General features: G+C 34.8%; 12 protein-coding genes and 1 tRNA gene. 11 read left to right on the top strand and 2 right to left on the bottom strand.

Annotated features, from left to right (window positions below):
• Positions 1–117 precede the first annotated feature (117 nt).
• Positions 118–190: transfer RNA gene (locus BMZ09_RS00210), tRNA-Gln, on the top strand.
• Positions 191–245: 55 nt separating this feature from the next.
• Here the strand turns inward: BMZ09_RS00210 and BMZ09_RS00205 are convergent.
• Entirely contained in the window at positions 246–1,070 is an 825-nt protein-coding gene (locus BMZ09_RS00205; RefSeq protein ID WP_090836413.1) for a universal stress protein, read from the bottom strand.
• 161 nt (positions 1,071–1,231) lie between these two features.
• On the opposite strand from BMZ09_RS00205, the gene rimP reads away from it, so the two are divergent.
• From rimP to infB, 3 genes are read left to right on the top strand one after another with little or no spacing between them, the layout of a single operon-like run.
• Positions 1,232–1,693 carry a ribosome assembly cofactor RimP gene (gene rimP / locus BMZ09_RS00200; protein ID WP_090836411.1) on the top strand — a complete coding sequence of 154 codons (462 nt, stop codon included), beginning with the start codon at positions 1,232–1,234 and terminating at the stop codon, positions 1,691–1,693.
• 13 nt (positions 1,694–1,706) lie between these two features.
• On the top strand, positions 1,707–2,939 hold the full coding sequence (gene nusA, locus BMZ09_RS00195; protein ID WP_090836409.1) for a transcription termination factor NusA: 1,233 nt from the start codon (positions 1,707–1,709) through the stop codon (positions 2,937–2,939).
• A gap of 41 nt (positions 2,940–2,980) precedes the next feature.
• Positions 2,981–5,827 carry a translation initiation factor IF-2 gene (gene infB / locus BMZ09_RS00190; RefSeq protein ID WP_090836407.1) on the top strand — a complete coding sequence of 949 codons (2,847 nt, stop codon included), beginning with the start codon at positions 2,981–2,983 and terminating at the stop codon, positions 5,825–5,827.
• Between the two features lie 71 nt (positions 5,828–5,898).
• Here the strand turns inward: infB and BMZ09_RS00185 are convergent, their stop codons facing one another.
• Positions 5,899–6,297 carry an SPOR domain-containing protein gene (locus tag BMZ09_RS00185; RefSeq protein WP_090836404.1) on the bottom strand — a complete coding sequence of 133 codons (399 nt, stop codon included), beginning with the start codon at positions 6,295–6,297 and terminating at the stop codon, positions 5,899–5,901.
• A gap of 212 nt (positions 6,298–6,509) precedes the next feature.
• Here BMZ09_RS00185 and BMZ09_RS00180 point away from each other — a divergent pair, with 212 nt between their 5' ends.
• The 7 genes from BMZ09_RS00180 to BMZ09_RS00150 all read left to right on the top strand — a co-directional run bounded on the left by BMZ09_RS00180 (position 6,510) and on the right by BMZ09_RS00150 (position 16,107).
• On the top strand, positions 6,510–7,811 hold the full coding sequence (locus tag BMZ09_RS00180) for a c-type cytochrome (RefSeq protein WP_090837358.1): 1,302 nt from the start codon (positions 6,510–6,512) through the stop codon (positions 7,809–7,811).
• Positions 7,812–7,886: 75 nt separating this feature from the next.
• A complete protein-coding gene (locus BMZ09_RS00175) occupies positions 7,887–11,000 on the top strand; it encodes a TAT-variant-translocated molybdopterin oxidoreductase (protein ID WP_090836402.1) in 3,114 nt (1,037 codons plus the stop codon).
• A gap of 33 nt (positions 11,001–11,033) precedes the next feature.
• Complete coding sequence (nrfD, locus tag BMZ09_RS00170) at positions 11,034–12,491, top strand: NrfD/PsrC family molybdoenzyme membrane anchor subunit (RefSeq protein ID WP_090836400.1); 1,458 nt, start codon at positions 11,034–11,036, stop codon at positions 12,489–12,491.
• A 3-nt stretch (positions 12,492–12,494) separates the two neighbouring features.
• Positions 12,495–13,025 carry a DUF3341 domain-containing protein gene (locus BMZ09_RS00165; RefSeq protein WP_090836398.1) on the top strand — a complete coding sequence of 177 codons (531 nt, stop codon included), beginning with the start codon at positions 12,495–12,497 and terminating at the stop codon, positions 13,023–13,025.
• A gap of 9 nt (positions 13,026–13,034) precedes the next feature.
• Positions 13,035–13,592: a c-type cytochrome gene (locus tag BMZ09_RS00160; RefSeq protein WP_177183488.1), complete on the top strand. Its 558-nt coding sequence runs from the start codon at positions 13,035–13,037 to the stop codon at positions 13,590–13,592.
• 26 nt (positions 13,593–13,618) lie between these two features.
• Positions 13,619–15,001: a quinol:cytochrome C oxidoreductase gene (locus BMZ09_RS00155; RefSeq protein ID WP_090836396.1), complete on the top strand. Its 1,383-nt coding sequence runs from the start codon at positions 13,619–13,621 to the stop codon at positions 14,999–15,001.
• A gap of 29 nt (positions 15,002–15,030) precedes the next feature.
• Positions 15,031–16,107 (top strand): cytochrome c oxidase subunit II, encoded by a 1,077-nt coding sequence (locus BMZ09_RS00150; RefSeq protein ID WP_090836394.1) that lies wholly within the window; start codon positions 15,031–15,033, stop codon positions 16,105–16,107.
• Positions 16,108–16,116 lie beyond the last annotated feature (9 nt).

The following is a 16,116-nucleotide window of genomic DNA, read 5'->3' as shown; positions in this document are numbered from 1 at the left end:
AATTATTATCAAACAGACACCGTTTTTAAGGTAACGTTAAGTTTTTATTGAAATTTTTTTTAAAAAAAGTTTGCGGGAGTTAATAATTGTTTTAAATTTGCATCCTCATTACAAGATTGGCCTATGGTGTAACTGGTAACACGTCAGTTTTTGGTACTGAAGAGTCTAGGTTCGAGACCTAGTGGGCCAACAAAAAAAGCTTCCTTTCAAAAGGGAGCTTTTTTCTATTTAAGACAGTTTGTAATTTATATTTTAAAGGTTATAACAGGTCTTTTAGCATGATTTACTAAATCTTCGCTTATACTACCATTAAAAAAATGTGCAATCCCTTGTCGTCCGTGCGTGCTTATTCCAATTAAATCTGCATTTACTATTTTAGAAAAGTTAAGAATGCCTTTCTCAATAGTGTCATCATTATAGATGTTTATCGTGTAGTTGTCAAATGTATTATTATCAATAAATTCCATCATTCTAACCTTTGAAGCAGCAGTTGTTGTAAAATTGCTTGGTGTATTTACGTTAAGAAGATGCATTTTGGCTTCAAATAGATTGGCTAGCTTTACTGCTTGTTGGTAAGTTTCTTTATTGTCGTTTTTAAAATCGGAGGCAAATACAAATTCTTTGATATCAAAATGCGCGTGTTCGTTTTTAATCACTAATACAGGTGTGTTTGATGTGCGTATTACTTTTTCGGTATTAGAACCAATAAACAATTCTTTTATGCCTTCAGATCCATGTGACCCCATAACTATTAAGTCGATGTCATGGTTATTACAGGTTTCTAGGATTCCGGTTGCTATTTCATTAAAGTCAACAGTTTCATGAACGGTTAGGTCTTTTAGGTAGTCTTTTTGCAGTAAGGTTTCAAATTCTTTATGCGCTAGTTTCATAAAATAAACCGCTTCAGGCAGCTCTGACATTGATGGGGTGTCGGCAAGATTGTTAAAGGGGAGCTCTAGCATATGAAGTAGAATGATTTCGCAATCATGTTTTCTTGCTAATTGGGCAGCAACTTGGACAGCATTTTCTGCTTCTTTAGAAAAATCTGTAGGTACGAGTAGTTTTTTCATAATATGGTTATAGTTGGTTAATAAAGAACTTATTATAAAGTTAGCAATAAAAAATGACTTTTAAAAAGTTATGAAAATCAATAAAAATATGTATATTTGCAGCGTTGTAAGAAGAAAATGAAAAATGAGGGGACTAAAGTCCCCTCTTTTTATACTTAAAAATGTTTATAAATACAGTAAAAAGTTTATTAGAAGAAGCCCTAACGGAGCGCCAAGATTTATTTTTAATAGATTTTAGTGTTACTGGAGATAATGCTGTCAATATAATTATTGATGGAGATCAAGGGGTTAAGGTTGAAGACTGCATATTTGTTAGTCGTGCAATAGAGCATAATATTGATAGAGAGGAACATGATTTTGCTCTAGAAGTTATGTCGGCAGGTGCAGCTGCACCTTTGACATTGCCAAGACAATACCCTAGGCACGTCGGACGCACATTAGAAGTTAAGACCGCAACGCAACATATTGAAGGTGCGTTAACAGCAGTTAGTGATGACGACTTTACGTTAGAGTGGAAGGCAAGAGAGCCAAAACCTGTAGGTAAAGGAAAAGTTACAGTGAATAAAAAAGAAAATATTGCCTACAAAGATGTTGTAGAAGCAAAAGTTATTATAAAATTTTAATTCAAATAGAGTTATGGAGAATATAGCGTTAATTGAATCTTTTTCAGAGTTCAAAGACGATAAATTAATTGATCGTGTCACCTTAATGGCTATTTTGGAAGATGTATTTAGAAATGCATTGAAGAAAAAATTTGGAGATGATGATAATTTTGATATTATTATAAACCCAGATAAAGGAGATTTAGAGATTTGGAGAAATCGTGTAGTGGTTGCAGATGGTGAGGTTGAAGAACCAAATCAAGAAATATCTTTAACTGCAGCAAGAAAGATTGAACCGGATTTTGAAGTTGGAGAAGATGTGTCTCAAGAGGTTAAGTTAATTGATTTAGGTCGTCGTGCTATATTAGCGTTACGTCAAAACTTGATTTCTAAAATTCACGAACATGATAATTCAAATATTTTCAAACAGTTTCAAGAACTTGTTGGAGATTTATATACTGCAGAAGTACACCATATACGTCACAGAGCAGTAATATTATTGGATGACGAAGGAAATGAAATTATTTTACCAAAAGATAAGCAAATTCCTTCTGACTTTTTTAGAAAAGGAGATAATGTAAAAGGTGTTATTGATAGCGTAGAGCTAAAAGGTAACAAACCAACGATCATTATGTCTCGTACGTCTCCTAAGTTTTTAGAAAAACTTTTTGAGTCGGAAATACCTGAAGTTTTTGATGGTTTAATTACTATAAAGAATATTGTTCGTATTCCTGGTGAAAAAGCAAAAGTAGCTGTAGATTCTTACGATGATAGAATCGATCCAGTTGGAGCATGTGTTGGGATGAAAGGATCTCGTATTCATGGTATTGTACGTGAGTTAGGTAATGAAAACATTGATGTTATTAATTACACAACTAATTTACAATTATACATAACAAGAGCTTTAAGTCCTGCAAGAGTGACTTCAATCAAAATTGATGAAGAAAACAAACGTGCAGAAGCAATCTTAAAACCAGAAGAAGTAAGTAAGGCAATTGGTAGAGGTGGTCATAATATTAGATTAGCTGGTCAATTAACAGGTTACGAAATTGACGTTTTAAGAGAAGGTGCAGAAGAAGATGTAGAATTAAGAGAATTCTCTGATGAAATCGAAGATTGGATTATCAAAGAATTTAGTAAAGCAGGTCTAGATACAGCAAAAAGTATTTTAGAGCAAGATGTGGCAGATCTAGTCAAAAGAACAGACTTAGAAGAGGAAACAATTTTAGATGTTATAAGAATTCTTAAGGAAGAATTCGAAGATTAACATATATTTGAGAAAAAAAGAAATTAGGTTAAAGGCAATTTATGGCTGAAACAATTAGATTAAATAAGGTATTACGTGAGCTTAACATCTCTCTTGATCGCGCTGTAGAATTTTTGGATTCTAAGGGTGTAGAGGTTGAGAAGCGCCCGACTACCAAAATTTCAGAGGAAACGTACAGTATTCTTTCAAATGAATTTCAAACAGATGCTAACAAAAAGATGGCGTCTCAAGAAGTTAATGAAGCAAAGAATAAAGAAAAGGAAGAGTTGCGTGTTAAACGCGAAAAGGAACTAGAGGCTAAGCAAAAGGCGGATGATGCTGCTAAGGCGGCTAAAGCTGCTCAGCTCAAAAAAGACGAAGAAGTTATCAAAGCTTCTAAGGCACTTGAGGGACCTAAAACTATTGGTAAAATAGATTTAGATACTGGTAAGAAAGTGGCTAAGAAAGTTGAGAAAACATCGGAAGCTAAACCAGCTGCTGTTAAGTCAGAAAAAGCTCCTGAAGCTAAAGAAACACCAAAAGTGGAAGTTAAAGTTGAAGCGAAAGCAACAACGGATAACAAAGCAAAAGTGGACTCTAAGTCTGTTGATTCAAAAGCCAAAGCAGACCCTAAAGTTAAAACAGAAGCTAAAGCTGAAGTAAAAGCGGACACTAAAGCAACACCTGCAAAGGAAGTAGCTAAAGAAGAAGCAGCACCTCAAGAACCTGTTGAAGAAACTTTAAAAACAAAATATACTAAACTTTCTGGACCAAAAATAGCTGGTGAAAAAATTGATTTATCTCAATTTAATAAACCTAAGAAAAAGAAAGAAGATCCTAAAAAGGATGATAACGCTAACAAAAGAAAGCGTCGTCGTATATCTAAACCAGGTGATAATAACAATAGATCTAACTCAGGACCATCAAGAGGTGGTAATGATAGGTTTAAAGGAAAAAGAACTGGTGGAGGTCGTAAAACAACCCCTGTTGTAAAAGCAGAGCCTAGTGAAGAAGAAGTACAAAGACAAGTACGTGAGACCTTAGAGAAATTACAAGGTAAATCTTCAAAAGGAAAAGGAGCAAAGTATAGAAGAGAGAAAAGAGATCAACATAGAGAGCAATCAGAAATTGATCAACAAATTGAAGCAGCAGAAAGCAAAATACTTAAGGTTACAGAATTTGTAACTGCAAATGAGATTGCAACGATGATGGATGTTCCTGTAACACAAATTATCTCAGCATGTATGTCATTAGGTATGATGGTAACAATGAATCAGCGTTTAGATGCTGAGACAATTGCTATTGTTGCTGAAGAATTTGGATATAAAACAGAATTTGTTACTGCTGATATTGAAGTTTCAATTGAAGATGTAATTGACAAGCCTGAAGACTTAAAACCTCGTGCACCAATTGTAACTGTAATGGGACACGTTGATCATGGTAAGACGTCTTTATTAGATTACATCCGTAAGGAGAATGTAATTGCAGGAGAATCTGGAGGTATTACACAGCACATTGGTGCCTATGGAGTACAATTGGATAACGGTCAAAAAATAGCGTTCTTAGATACACCAGGTCACGAAGCTTTTACAGCGATGCGTGCACGTGGTGCTCAAGTAACAGATATTGCTATTATTGTAGCAGCAGCGGATGATGATATTATGCCTCAAACAAAAGAAGCAATATCTCATGCACAAGCAGCTGGTGTACCAATCGTGTTTGCAATAAACAAGATTGATAAGCCACACGCTAACCCAGAAAAAATTAAAGAAGGTTTAGCACAAATGAATTTACTTGTAGAAGATTGGGGTGGAAAAATCCAGTCTCATGATATCTCTGCAAAAGTAGGTACAGGTGTTAAAGAATTATTAGAAAAGGTATTACTTGAAGCTGAATTATTAGAGCTTAAAGCTAATCCAAATAAACCGGCAATTGGAACAGTAGTTGAAGCCTTTTTAGATAAAGGTAGAGGTTATGTATCTACAGTGTTAGTGCAAGCTGGTACATTACGTGTGGGAGATTATGTTCTAGCAGGTAAGAATAGTGGTAAAGTAAAAGCTATGCAGGATGAGCGTGGTCATGATGTACAGGAAGCTGGACCATCTACACCTGTATCTGTATTAGGTTTAGACGGAGCGCCTCAGGCAGGTGATAAGTTTAACGTATTTGCTGATGAGCGTGAAGCTAAGCAGATTGCTACTAAACGTACACAATTACAACGTGAACAAGATGTAAGAACAACTAAGACATTAACGTTGGCTGAGATTGGTCGTCGTATTGCTTTAGGTACATTTAAAGAATTAAATATTATCCTTAAAGGAGATGTGGATGGTTCTGTTGAAGCATTAACAGATTCGTTCCAGAAACTATCTACTGAAGAAATTCAAGTAAATATTCTTCATAAAGGTGTTGGTGCCATTACAGAAAGTGATGTGTTATTAGCAACTGCATCAGATGCGATAATTATTGGATTTAACGTGCGTCCTGTTGGAAATGCACGTACAATTGCAGATAGAGAAGAAGTTGATATTAGAACATATTCTATTATTTATGACGCTATTAATGATCTTAAGGATGCTATGGAAGGTATGTTATCTCCAGAGTTAAAAGAGGAGATTACTGGTACGGCTGAAATTAGAGAAATGTTTAAGGTGTCTAAAGTTGGTACTATCGCAGGTTGTATGGTAATGAATGGTAAGATATTTAGAAACTCACAGATACGTCTTATTAGAGATGGTGTTGTAACTTACACAGGAGTGTTAGAGTCGTTAAAACGATTCAAAGACGATGTTAGAGAAGTCTCTAAAGGTTATGACTGTGGTATGCAAATCAAGAACTACAACGACATTAATGTTGGTGATGTAATTGAAGCGTTCCATGAAGTAGAAGTTAAGAAAAAACTTAAATAATACTTAAGTTATTATATAAAAAAAGCGATTCATTTGAATCGCTTTTTTTTTGTTTTGTATCGTAATATAAATTACTCTTTTTCCTTTTTTGGTTTAAATATAAAGGCATCAGAAAACTTTTTCTGTACGTCTAAAAGCGCGCGGTCTGCCTCTAATCTAGATCTAAAGTTACCAACTTGAATTTTGTAGTTTGGCGAGTCAAATACTAATTGAGAGCGCCATTGTCCAACGGAACCATCAAACTTGGATTTAGCGCTTTCAGCTTGTGCTAAAGTTCCAGAATAGATCTGTATTTTATACTTATCGCTATTCTTTTCATCTTTATTTAAGTCCTTTTTAATTTCTAATAACTTGTCAATATTAGGATCTTCATTAATAACGACTGTCCCTTGTTGTGCATAGCTAATAGCGCAAAAACTAATTGTAATTAAGGCGGTTAGATAGTATGCTTTTATTTTTGGTTTCTTCATTTTATAACGGATTTAATGCAAATGTAAAAGTATTAAACTTAAAAGTGACGCGTTTTATTATTTAGAATTTATCTAAATTAGCAATTAAGACTTCTTTAAGATTTTAAAAATCGACTTTAAGTATTACTTTTGCGTAACGTTTTTCGAGCTGAAATATGTATTCAGTAATGAAAAAATCATACCAAAGTCTAGAAGTAAATTCAATATATAATATGAAACAGGTGATTCACCGTAAGTTAAGTAGTAACTACCTTCGTTTAAGCTTAATTTTTTTACTAACGTTCTCAACATCAATCTTCGCTCAAGATGGCGACCCTGTTGTTGGTAAATCATTATTTAATGCTAACTGTATAGCTTGTCACAAGCTTGACAAAAAAATGACTGGTCCCGCTTTGCGTAAAGTGGAATCGCGTTTGGCTGACTCAGAAGGTTTAGATAGAGAATGGTTTTACAAGTGGATAAAAAACAGTGCTGGTTTAATTAAGTCTGGTGACGCATATGCGAACAAGATTTATAATGAGTACAATGGTGCTGCCATGAGTGCTTTTCCTACGTTGACAAATGCGGATATAGATAATATCTTAGCATATACTGCAACTGAGCCAACTGTTGCTCCGCCTCCGCCGGGTCCAATTGATGGAGGAGGTTCTTCAACGTCTCAAGAAGGTGGTATTTCAAATAAGTTAATTTTAGGAGCTTTAGGTGTGTTGTTTGCTTTATTGGCAGGTGCATTGTTTTTAGTAAATAAAACGCTTCGTAATTTTGCAGATGCAAAAGGAGTTGCTTTAACTGAAACAAAACGTACGCCAATTTGGAAAGCTTTTGTTCAAAATCAATTTTTAATATTTGTAACTGTTATTGGTTTGTTATTGGCTAGTGCTTATTTTGTATATGGATTCTTTATGCAAGTAGGAGTTAATCAAGGATATCAACCAGTACAACCTATACATTATTCACACAGAATTCATGCTGGAGATAATGGTATCGATTGTAAATACTGTCACTCTTCTGCAAGAGTTAGTAAGCATTCAGGTATTCCATCATTAAACGTATGTATGAACTGTCATAAATCTATTTATGAAGTTGCTCCTAAAACGCAAGCGGAAGGTTTAGCTGAATATGGTGTTGATTATAACGCTGAGATCAAAGAATTGTACAAAGCTGTTGGTTGGGATGATGCCGAGCAAAAGTATACAGGAAAGTCTTCTCCAGTAAAATGGATTCAGATTCATAAGTTACCTGACTTTGCATATTTTAATCACTCGCAACACGTTGTTGTTGGAGGTATTGAATGTCAAACGTGTCACGGTCCTATTGAAGAGATGGAAATAGTTTCTCAACATGCGCCATTAACAATGGGGTGGTGTATTAACTGTCACAGAAAGACTGACGTTAAAGTAAAAGATAACGCATATTACACAAAAATCCACGAACAATTGTCTAAGAAGTACGGTGTTGAAAACCTTACAGCTGCACAAATGGGAGGATTGGAATGTGGTAAATGTCATTACTAATAACAAAATGACGCTTTTCCAGTACAATGGAAAACTTGAAAATAATTAATAAAGAAATAAATTCAATTATATAATATGTCATCAAACAAGAAATACTGGAAAAGTGTTGAGGAGCTAAAAGATAGCTCTATTGTTGAGACGCTAAAACAAAACGAATTTGTTCAAGAAATTCCTACTGATGAGTTCTTAGGTGATAAGGATACATTAGAAGCTTCTTCAACAACACGTCGTGATTTCTTAAAGTATGTTGGTTTTAGTACAGCTGCTGCATCATTAGCAGCCTGCGAGGGACCAGTAGTTAAGTCTATCCCTTATGTGGTGCAACCGGACAGAATAGTACCTGGTGTTGCTAATTATTATGCAACAACTATTGCTAACGGATTTGATTTTGCAAGTGTTTTAGTTAAGACTCGAGAAGGTCGTCCAATTAAAATTGAAAACAATACTTTAGCTGCAACCAATGGTCATGCAAATGCTAGAGTAAATGCTTCAGTTTTAGATTTATATGATAGTACAAGAGTACAAGGTCCGATGAAAGGTGGAAACGCTATTTCATGGTCAGATTTTGATTCTGAAACAACACAAGCTTTAAACAGTTTGAAAGATTCAGGAAAACAAATCGTTTTGTTAACTCAAACTTACGCTAGTCCATCAACATCTAAATTAGTTGCAGAATTTACTGCTAAATACGGTAATGTAAACCATGTGGTTTATGATGCTGTTTCAGAGTCTGCTGCTTTAGATGCTTACCAAGCAAAATATGGTGAGAGAGGTTTAGCTAACTACGATTTTTCAAAAGCTATGACTGTAGTATCTGTGGGAGCAGATTTCTTAGGAGATTGGCAAGGAGGTGGATTTGATTCTGGATATTCTAAAAAAAGAATTCCAGCGCATGGAAAAATGTCACGTCATATTCAGTTTGAATCTAATATGTCTATATCAGGTGCAAACGCTGATAAACGTGTTCCATTAACGCCAACACAACAAAAATTAGTTTTAGCACAATTACATAGTTTAATCGTAGGAGGTTCAGTCAATACAAATGACTTGCCTGCTAAAATTAAAGAGGCTGTTCAAAAAACTGCTTCTGAGTTGATTAAAGCTGGTAGTAATGGTGTTGTAGTAACAGGTATTCAAGATGTAAATGCTCAAACTGTTGTTTTAGAAATAAATGCAAAGTTAGGAAGTAAGGCATTTGATCCTAAAACACCTATTAAAACACGTCAAGGTAACAATAAAGATGTTCAAACTTTAATTGCTGATATGAAAGCAGGTAAAGTAGGTGCAGTTATCATGAGCGGTGTTAATCCAATGTATACATTACCTAATGCTAACGATTTTGCAGAAGGTTTAAAAAATACGACGTTATCAGTTGCGTTTACTTCTAAAGAAGATGAAACTGCTGGTTTAGTACAATATATAGCAGCAGCACCACATTATTTAGAGTCTTGGGGTGATGTTGAATTAAAGAAAGGTCACTTTGCTTTAATGCAACCAACAATAAGACCATTATTTGATACAAGACAGTTTCAAGACACTTTATTAAAGTGGACTGGAAATGCAGTGGCATTAAATGAGTTTATCAAAACAACTTGGAAAGAATCTATCCTTAATGGTGGATCTTACAATCAAGCGTTACATGATGGAATTTTTGTAAGCAACAATACTGCTACAGATGTTGTTTCTGAGGAGGTAGAAATAGATGAAGTGCCTTCTAGCAATGCTGCTAGGACTTTAGCTAGTTCAGCAAAAGGTACAGGTGTAGAGTTGACATTGTATTCTAAAACAGGAATGGGTGATGGTCAACAAGCAAATAACCCTTGGTTACAAGAGTTTCCTGACCCTATTACAAGAACATCATGGGATAACTACTTAACGGTATCTAAGTCAGATGCAGAAGCTTGGGGAATTGTTAATGAAAACGATTCTACAGGAGCTTTAAATGGTAGTTATGTTACTTTAAATGTTAACGGTTCTGAAGCGTTGACTGTACCAGCAATTATCCAACCAGGTCAAGCAAAAGGAACTGTAGGATTAGCGTTTGGTTACGGTAGGACTTCAGGTCTTAAAGACGAAATGAAAACGGGTGTTAACGCGTTTACACTATATAACGATTTCAATACAGTTCAAAGTGTATCTATTGAGCCTGCAACTGGAATGCATGAATTTGCATGTGTACAGTTACAGAATACTTTAATGGGACGTGGAGATATTATAAAGGAAACGACATTAGAGGTTTTTAATACTTATGATAGTCAAGATCATAAGCATGGTTGGAATAAAATACCAATGGTATCTTTAAACCACGAAGAAACTCCGGTAACGTCTCCAGAAGTAGATTTATGGGATGAATTTGATCGTTCAATTGGACATCACTTTAATCTTTCAATAGACTTAAATGCTTGTACAGGTTGTGGATCATGTGTTATTGCTTGTCACGCTGAAAACAACGTGCCAGTAGTAGGTAAAGAAGAAATTAGACGTAGTCGTGATATGCACTGGTTGCGTATTGATAGATATTACTCATCAGAAGATACATTTGCTGAAGATGATGCTAAAAAAGAAGGGTTCTCTGGTTTATTTGGAGATAACGGTTCTTTAGGAGGTTTTGGAGAATTAGAAGATCCTGCAGATAATCCACAAGTAGCATTTCAACCCGTAATGTGTCAACATTGTAATCATGCACCATGTGAGACTGTTTGTCCTGTAGCTGCTACAGCGCACGGTAGACAAGGTCAAAACCATATGGCATACAACAGATGTGTTGGTACAAGATATTGTGCAAACAACTGTCCGTATAAAGTAAGACGTTTTAACTGGTTCTTATACAATGGAAATGACGAGTTTGATTACCACATGAACAATGATTTAGGTCGTATGGTAATTAACCCTGATGTTACGGTTCGTTCTCGTGGTGTAATGGAAAAATGTTCTATGTGTATTCAAAAAACACAAAAGACTATTCTAGACGCTAAACGTGATGGACGTGAGATTAAGGATGGTGAGTTCCAAACAGCTTGTTCTGCCGCTTGTGGTAATGGAGCAATGATTTTTGGTGACATCAATGATAAGGAAAGTAAAGTTGCAAAACTTTTAAAAGACGATCGTATGTATCACTTATTAGAAAGTGTTGGTACTAAGCCTAATGTGCAGTACCATACTAAAGTGAGAAACACGAAAGAAGCATAAAAAGGATTAATTAATAAACAATTATAAAGGATTATGGCGTCTCATTACGAAGCACCTATTAGAAGACCTTTGGTTACCGGTGAGAAATCTTACCACGATGTAACTGTAGATATCGCAGCTCCTGTAGAAGGTAAGGCTAACAAACAGTGGTGGATTGTATTCTCTATCGCACTTGTAGCTTTTCTTTGGGGAATAGGTTGTATTATTTATACCGTTTCAACAGGTATTGGAACTTGGGGTTTAAACAGAACAGTAAACTGGGCTTGGGATATTACTAACTTCGTTTGGTGGGTTGGTATTGGTCACGCAGGAACATTAATTTCTGCAGTACTTTTATTATTCCGTCAAAAATGGAGAATGGCTATTAACCGTTCTGCGGAAGCCATGACAATTTTCTCTGTAGTTCAAGCAGGTTTATTTCCAATTATTCATATGGGTCGTCCATGGTTAGCATATTGGGTATTACCAATACCAAACCAATTTGGTTCGTTATGGGTAAACTTTAACTCTCCTCTACTTTGGGATGTTTTCGCAATTTCTACTTATTTATCGGTATCATTAGTATTCTGGTGGACAGGTTTATTACCAGATTTTGCAATGTTACGTGATAGAGCTGTTAAACCTTTTCAAAAGAAAATTTATAGCTTATTAAGTTTTGGATGGACAGGTCGTGCAAAAGACTGGCAACGTTTTGAAGAAGTATCTTTAGTGCTTGCAGGATTAGCGACACCATTAGTATTATCAGTACACACAATTGTATCTTTTGATTTTGCTACTTCAGTAATACCTGGATGGCATACAACTATATTCCCTCCATATTTCGTGGCAGGTGCTGTATTCTCTGGTTTTGCAATGGTAAATACACTACTTATCATTATGAGAAAAGTATGTAACTTAGAGGACTATATTACTGTACAACATATCGAGTTAATGAATATTGTAATTATGCTTACTGGGTCTATAGTAGGTGTTGCATACATAACTGAGTTATTTGTTGCATGGTATTCTGGTGTAGAGTATGAGCAATACGCTTTCTTAAACAGAGCAACGGGACCTTATGCATGGGCATATTGGGCAATGATGTCTTGTAATGTATTTTCACCTCAGTTTATGTGGTTTAAAAAATTACGTACAAGTATTATGTTCTCTTTCGCTATTTCGATAGTTGTAAATATCGGAATGTGGTTTGAACGTTTTGTAATTATCGTTACATCACTACACAGAGATTACTTACCTTCTTCTTGGACAATGTTCTCACCAACATTTGTTGATATTGGAATTTTTATCGGAACAATAGGGTTTTTCTTTGTACTATTCTTATTGTACTCTCGTACTTTCCCAGTAATAGCACAAGCAGAGGTTAAGACTATATTAAAGTCTTCTGGTGATAATTATAAAGCTATCAGAGAAAGAGGTGATAGTTTAGTAGGGACAGGAGCTGATGCTAGAACGTCAGTAGTGAATAATAAAGAAACTAATAATTTAAAGTAGCATATGGAAGCTTCAAAAGTAATTCACGCTATTTATAACGATGACGATGTGTTAATGAATGCAGTTAAGCAAGTCAAAGCTGCAAAGTATCATATTGACGAAGTTTATACACCTTTTCCAGTTCACGGACTAGACAAGGCAATGGGATTAGCTCCAACACGTTTAGCAATTTGTGCATTTATGTATGGTTGCGTTGGTTTAACTGTAGCCACATTAATGATGAATTTTATCATGATTGAAGACTGGCCACAAGATATTGGTGGGAAACCTAGTTTTAGTTACCTAGAAAACATGCCGGCATTTGTACCAATCATGTTTGAACTTACAGTATTTTTTGCAGCCCATTTAATGGTTATAACATTCTACTTAAGAAGTAAAATGTGGCCATTTAAAAACGCTGAAAATCCAGATCCAAGAACTACAGATGATCATTTTTTAATGGAAATCTCCGTTACTGGAAACCAAAATGAATTAGAAAGTTTATTAGGTCAAACTGGAGCGGTAGAAATTAACATAGTAGATAAAGCACATTAATTAGATATAATGAAGCATTTAATTAAAATAACAATCATAGCATTAATAGCAGTATCGTTTACTTCTTGTAATAATAGTGCGCGTCCAAATTACCAATACATGCCAAACATGTATGAATCTGTTGGATACGAAGCTTACCAAGAGTCAAATGCATTTGCAAATGGTGTTGAAGCACAATTACCAGTCGATGGTTCAATTCCTAGAGGTTATACACCTTTTGAATATTCTAGCGATGTTTCTGGTTATAATTTAGCTAAGGCTGAATTAGTATCACCTTTAGATTCAACTCAGTTTGATGAGCCAAGAGCTAAAGAATTATACACTATTTACTGTGGTATTTGTCATGGTAACAAAGGTAACGGTCAAGGTAACTTAGTGAAGAGAGAAAAAATTCTTGGAGTCCCTAGTTATGATGACGCAGGTAGAGCAATAAATGTAGGTAGTATTTACCATGTTATGTATTATGGTAAAAACTCGATGGGATCTTACGCTAATTTTTTAAGCGAAGAAGAACGCTGGCAAGTAGTTGCTTACGTTATGAAATTAAAGGGAGACCTAGAAAAATAAGATTTAGATAAAGTTTATATACAGATATGTACACACTTTCAAATAGACTAAAAATAGTATCACTTGCCTTAATCGTGGTAGGAGCAATACTATGGGGAACAGGTTATTATACATCACATCATGTTACACAAGATGATGTGAAAATTATGTTAGCTGAAGAAGCGAGTCATGGTGGACACGGAGACGCGCACGCTGTTGCAGATACTCATGCTACTGAAAGCGTTGCTCACGGTGATGCTCATGCTACTAATGACCACGCTGAAGCTGGTCATACAGAGGTTGATCATGGTGATGCTCACGCAGAACATGTAATGCACCAAATTCATAACAGGCCCTATTCGGCACTTTATATTGCAGCATTTTTCTTTATGATGATTGCTTTAGGAGCTTTAGCTTTTTATGCTATTCAGCAAGCAGCTCAGGCTGGTTGGTCACCTTTGTTATTTAGAGTGATGGAAGGTATTACTTATTATTTATTACCTGGTGCATTAATTGTAGTAGCAATAGCAGTTATTTCTGGAGATCATATTTTTGTTTGGATGAATCCTGATATGGTTAATCCAGAGAGTGCTGATTATGATAAATTAGTAGCTGGTAAATCAGGATGGTTAAATACAACAGGTTTTGTAATTAGAGCTCTAATTTTTATTACAGGATGGTCAGTTTATAGATACTTTTCTCGTAAATTCTCATTAGCTCAAGATGATGCTCCAGCAGGTGATACTCGTTATTTTGTCAATAATTTCCGTATATCAGCAGCATTTTTAGTATTCTTTTTATACACAGAGTCTATGATGTCTTGGGATTGGATTATGAGTGTTGACCCACACTGGTTCTCTACATTATTTGGATGGTATGTGTTAGCTGGTATGTTAGTATGTGCTGTAACAGTAATGGCAATGATTACTATATATTTAAAATCTAAAGGATTATTACCTAACGTTAACAATAGTCATATTCATGATTTAGCTAAGTTCATGTTTGGATTTAGTATTTTCTGGACGTACTTATGGTTCTCTCAATTTATGTTAATCTGGTATTCTAACATACCTGAGGAAGTAACTTACTTTATTACAAGAATTGAAGACTATAACTTACCATTCTTTGGTATGGTGGCAATGAATTTCTTGTTCCCATTATTATTATTAATGAATAGTGACTTTAAGCGTGTGTCTTGGTTTGTAATCATGGCAGGTGTAGTAATATTAGCAGGGCATTATATTGATATTTTTAATATGATTATGCCGGCTACAGTTGGAGATAGATGGTTTATAGGTATGCCAGAAATTGGTGCAGTGTTATTATTTGCAGGTTTATTCATGTTTATAGTATTCTACGCTATTTCAAAACAATCTTTAGTGCCTAAAGGAAACCCTTTCATTAAAGAAAGTGAAAACTTCCATTATTAATAAAAATTAAATAAAGAAGAACGATAACAATGACGACTTTATTATCAATTTTAGTTTTAGTATTTATTTTCGTTGCAATTTGGCAAATGGTTAAAATCTTTGATTTAACTCAAGTCGGAAAGACAACAGAAAATAATCAAGTTGCAAACGACGACGACAACCGTATTAATGGTTATTTAATGATAGGTTTTTTAATCTTCATTTATGTTATAACAATCGTGTGTTTTGTTAAATGGGGAGATTTACCTTTAATGTCTAATTCTGCTTCAGAGCATGGACCTGGTATTGATAGTTTAATGATCATTTCAATGATTGTTATCTTCTTTGTACAAACGGTAACTCAGTTTTTATTACATTATTTTGCTTTTAAATACAAAGGTGAAAAAGGTAGAAAAGCTTTGTTTTATGCAGATAACAATAAGTTAGAAGCTATTTGGACTATTATACCTGTAATTGTTTTAGCAGGTTTAATTATTCAAGGTTTATTTACTTGGAATAGCATCATGAATATTGACGAAGAAGCTGATCCAATGGTTATTGAATTATATGCACAACAATTTAATTGGAAAGCGAGATATTCAGGACCAGATAATGCTTTAGGAAAAGCTAACGTAAGATTAATTGATATCAACAGAGCTAATGAATTAGGTGTTGACGAAGCAGATCCTAATGCTCAAGATGACGTTATTGTAAAAGAACTACACTTGGTTGTTGGTAAACCTGTAGTGTTCAAGATGCGTTCTCAAGATGTATTACACTCAGCTTATATGCCTCACTTTAGAGCACAAATGAATTGTGTTCCTGGTATGATTACTCAATTTGGATTTACACCTACTGTAACGACTGCTGATATGCGTGAGACAGAGGAAATGAAAGAGAAAGTATTTAATATTAATGAGATCAGAAGAGGTAAAAGCAAGTCTTTAATTGCTGAAGGTAAGGAAGGTTTAGAACCTTACACATTTGATTATTTATTACTTTGTAATAAAATTTGTGGAACTTCTCACTATAACATGCAAATGAAGATTATAGTAGAAACGCAAGAGGAGTACGACGAATGGATGAAGGGACAAAAGCTTTTCGTAGATTCATTAGTAAAAAATTAAGAACAAAAA

This window comes from Olleya namhaensis (genome assembly GCF_900114005.1).
In the GTDB taxonomy this organism is placed as follows: Bacteria; Bacteroidota; Bacteroidia; order Flavobacteriales; family Flavobacteriaceae; genus Olleya; species Olleya namhaensis.
Note: the sequence above shows the minus strand (reverse complement) of the source record. Positions and strands in the feature narration are given on the sequence as shown.

Excerpts from the sequence above, each read along its gene's own strand:
- BMZ09_RS00185 (WP_090836404.1), bottom strand. The coding sequence starts at position 6,297 with ATGAAGAAACCAAAAATAAAAGCATACTATCTAACCGCCTTAATTACA.
- BMZ09_RS00165 (WP_090836398.1), top strand. The coding sequence starts at position 12,495 with ATGGAAGCTTCAAAAGTAATTCACGCTATTTATAACGATGACGATGTG.
- BMZ09_RS00155 (WP_090836396.1), top strand. The coding sequence starts at position 13,619 with ATGTACACACTTTCAAATAGACTAAAAATAGTATCACTTGCCTTAATC.
- BMZ09_RS00160 (WP_177183488.1), top strand. The coding sequence starts at position 13,035 with ATGAAGCATTTAATTAAAATAACAATCATAGCATTAATAGCAGTATCG.
- nrfD (WP_090836400.1), top strand. The coding sequence starts at position 11,034 with ATGGCGTCTCATTACGAAGCACCTATTAGAAGACCTTTGGTTACCGGT.
- BMZ09_RS00150 (WP_090836394.1), top strand. The coding sequence starts at position 15,031 with ATGACGACTTTATTATCAATTTTAGTTTTAGTATTTATTTTCGTTGCA.
- infB (WP_090836407.1), top strand. The coding sequence starts at position 2,981 with ATGGCTGAAACAATTAGATTAAATAAGGTATTACGTGAGCTTAACATC.
- BMZ09_RS00175 (WP_090836402.1), top strand. The coding sequence starts at position 7,887 with ATGTCATCAAACAAGAAATACTGGAAAAGTGTTGAGGAGCTAAAAGAT.
- rimP (WP_090836411.1), top strand. The coding sequence starts at position 1,232 with ATGTTTATAAATACAGTAAAAAGTTTATTAGAAGAAGCCCTAACGGAG.
- BMZ09_RS00180 (WP_090837358.1), top strand. The coding sequence starts at position 6,510 with ATGAAACAGGTGATTCACCGTAAGTTAAGTAGTAACTACCTTCGTTTA.
- nusA (WP_090836409.1), top strand. The coding sequence starts at position 1,707 with ATGGAGAATATAGCGTTAATTGAATCTTTTTCAGAGTTCAAAGACGAT.
- BMZ09_RS00205 (WP_090836413.1), bottom strand. The coding sequence starts at position 1,070 with ATGAAAAAACTACTCGTACCTACAGATTTTTCTAAAGAAGCAGAAAAT.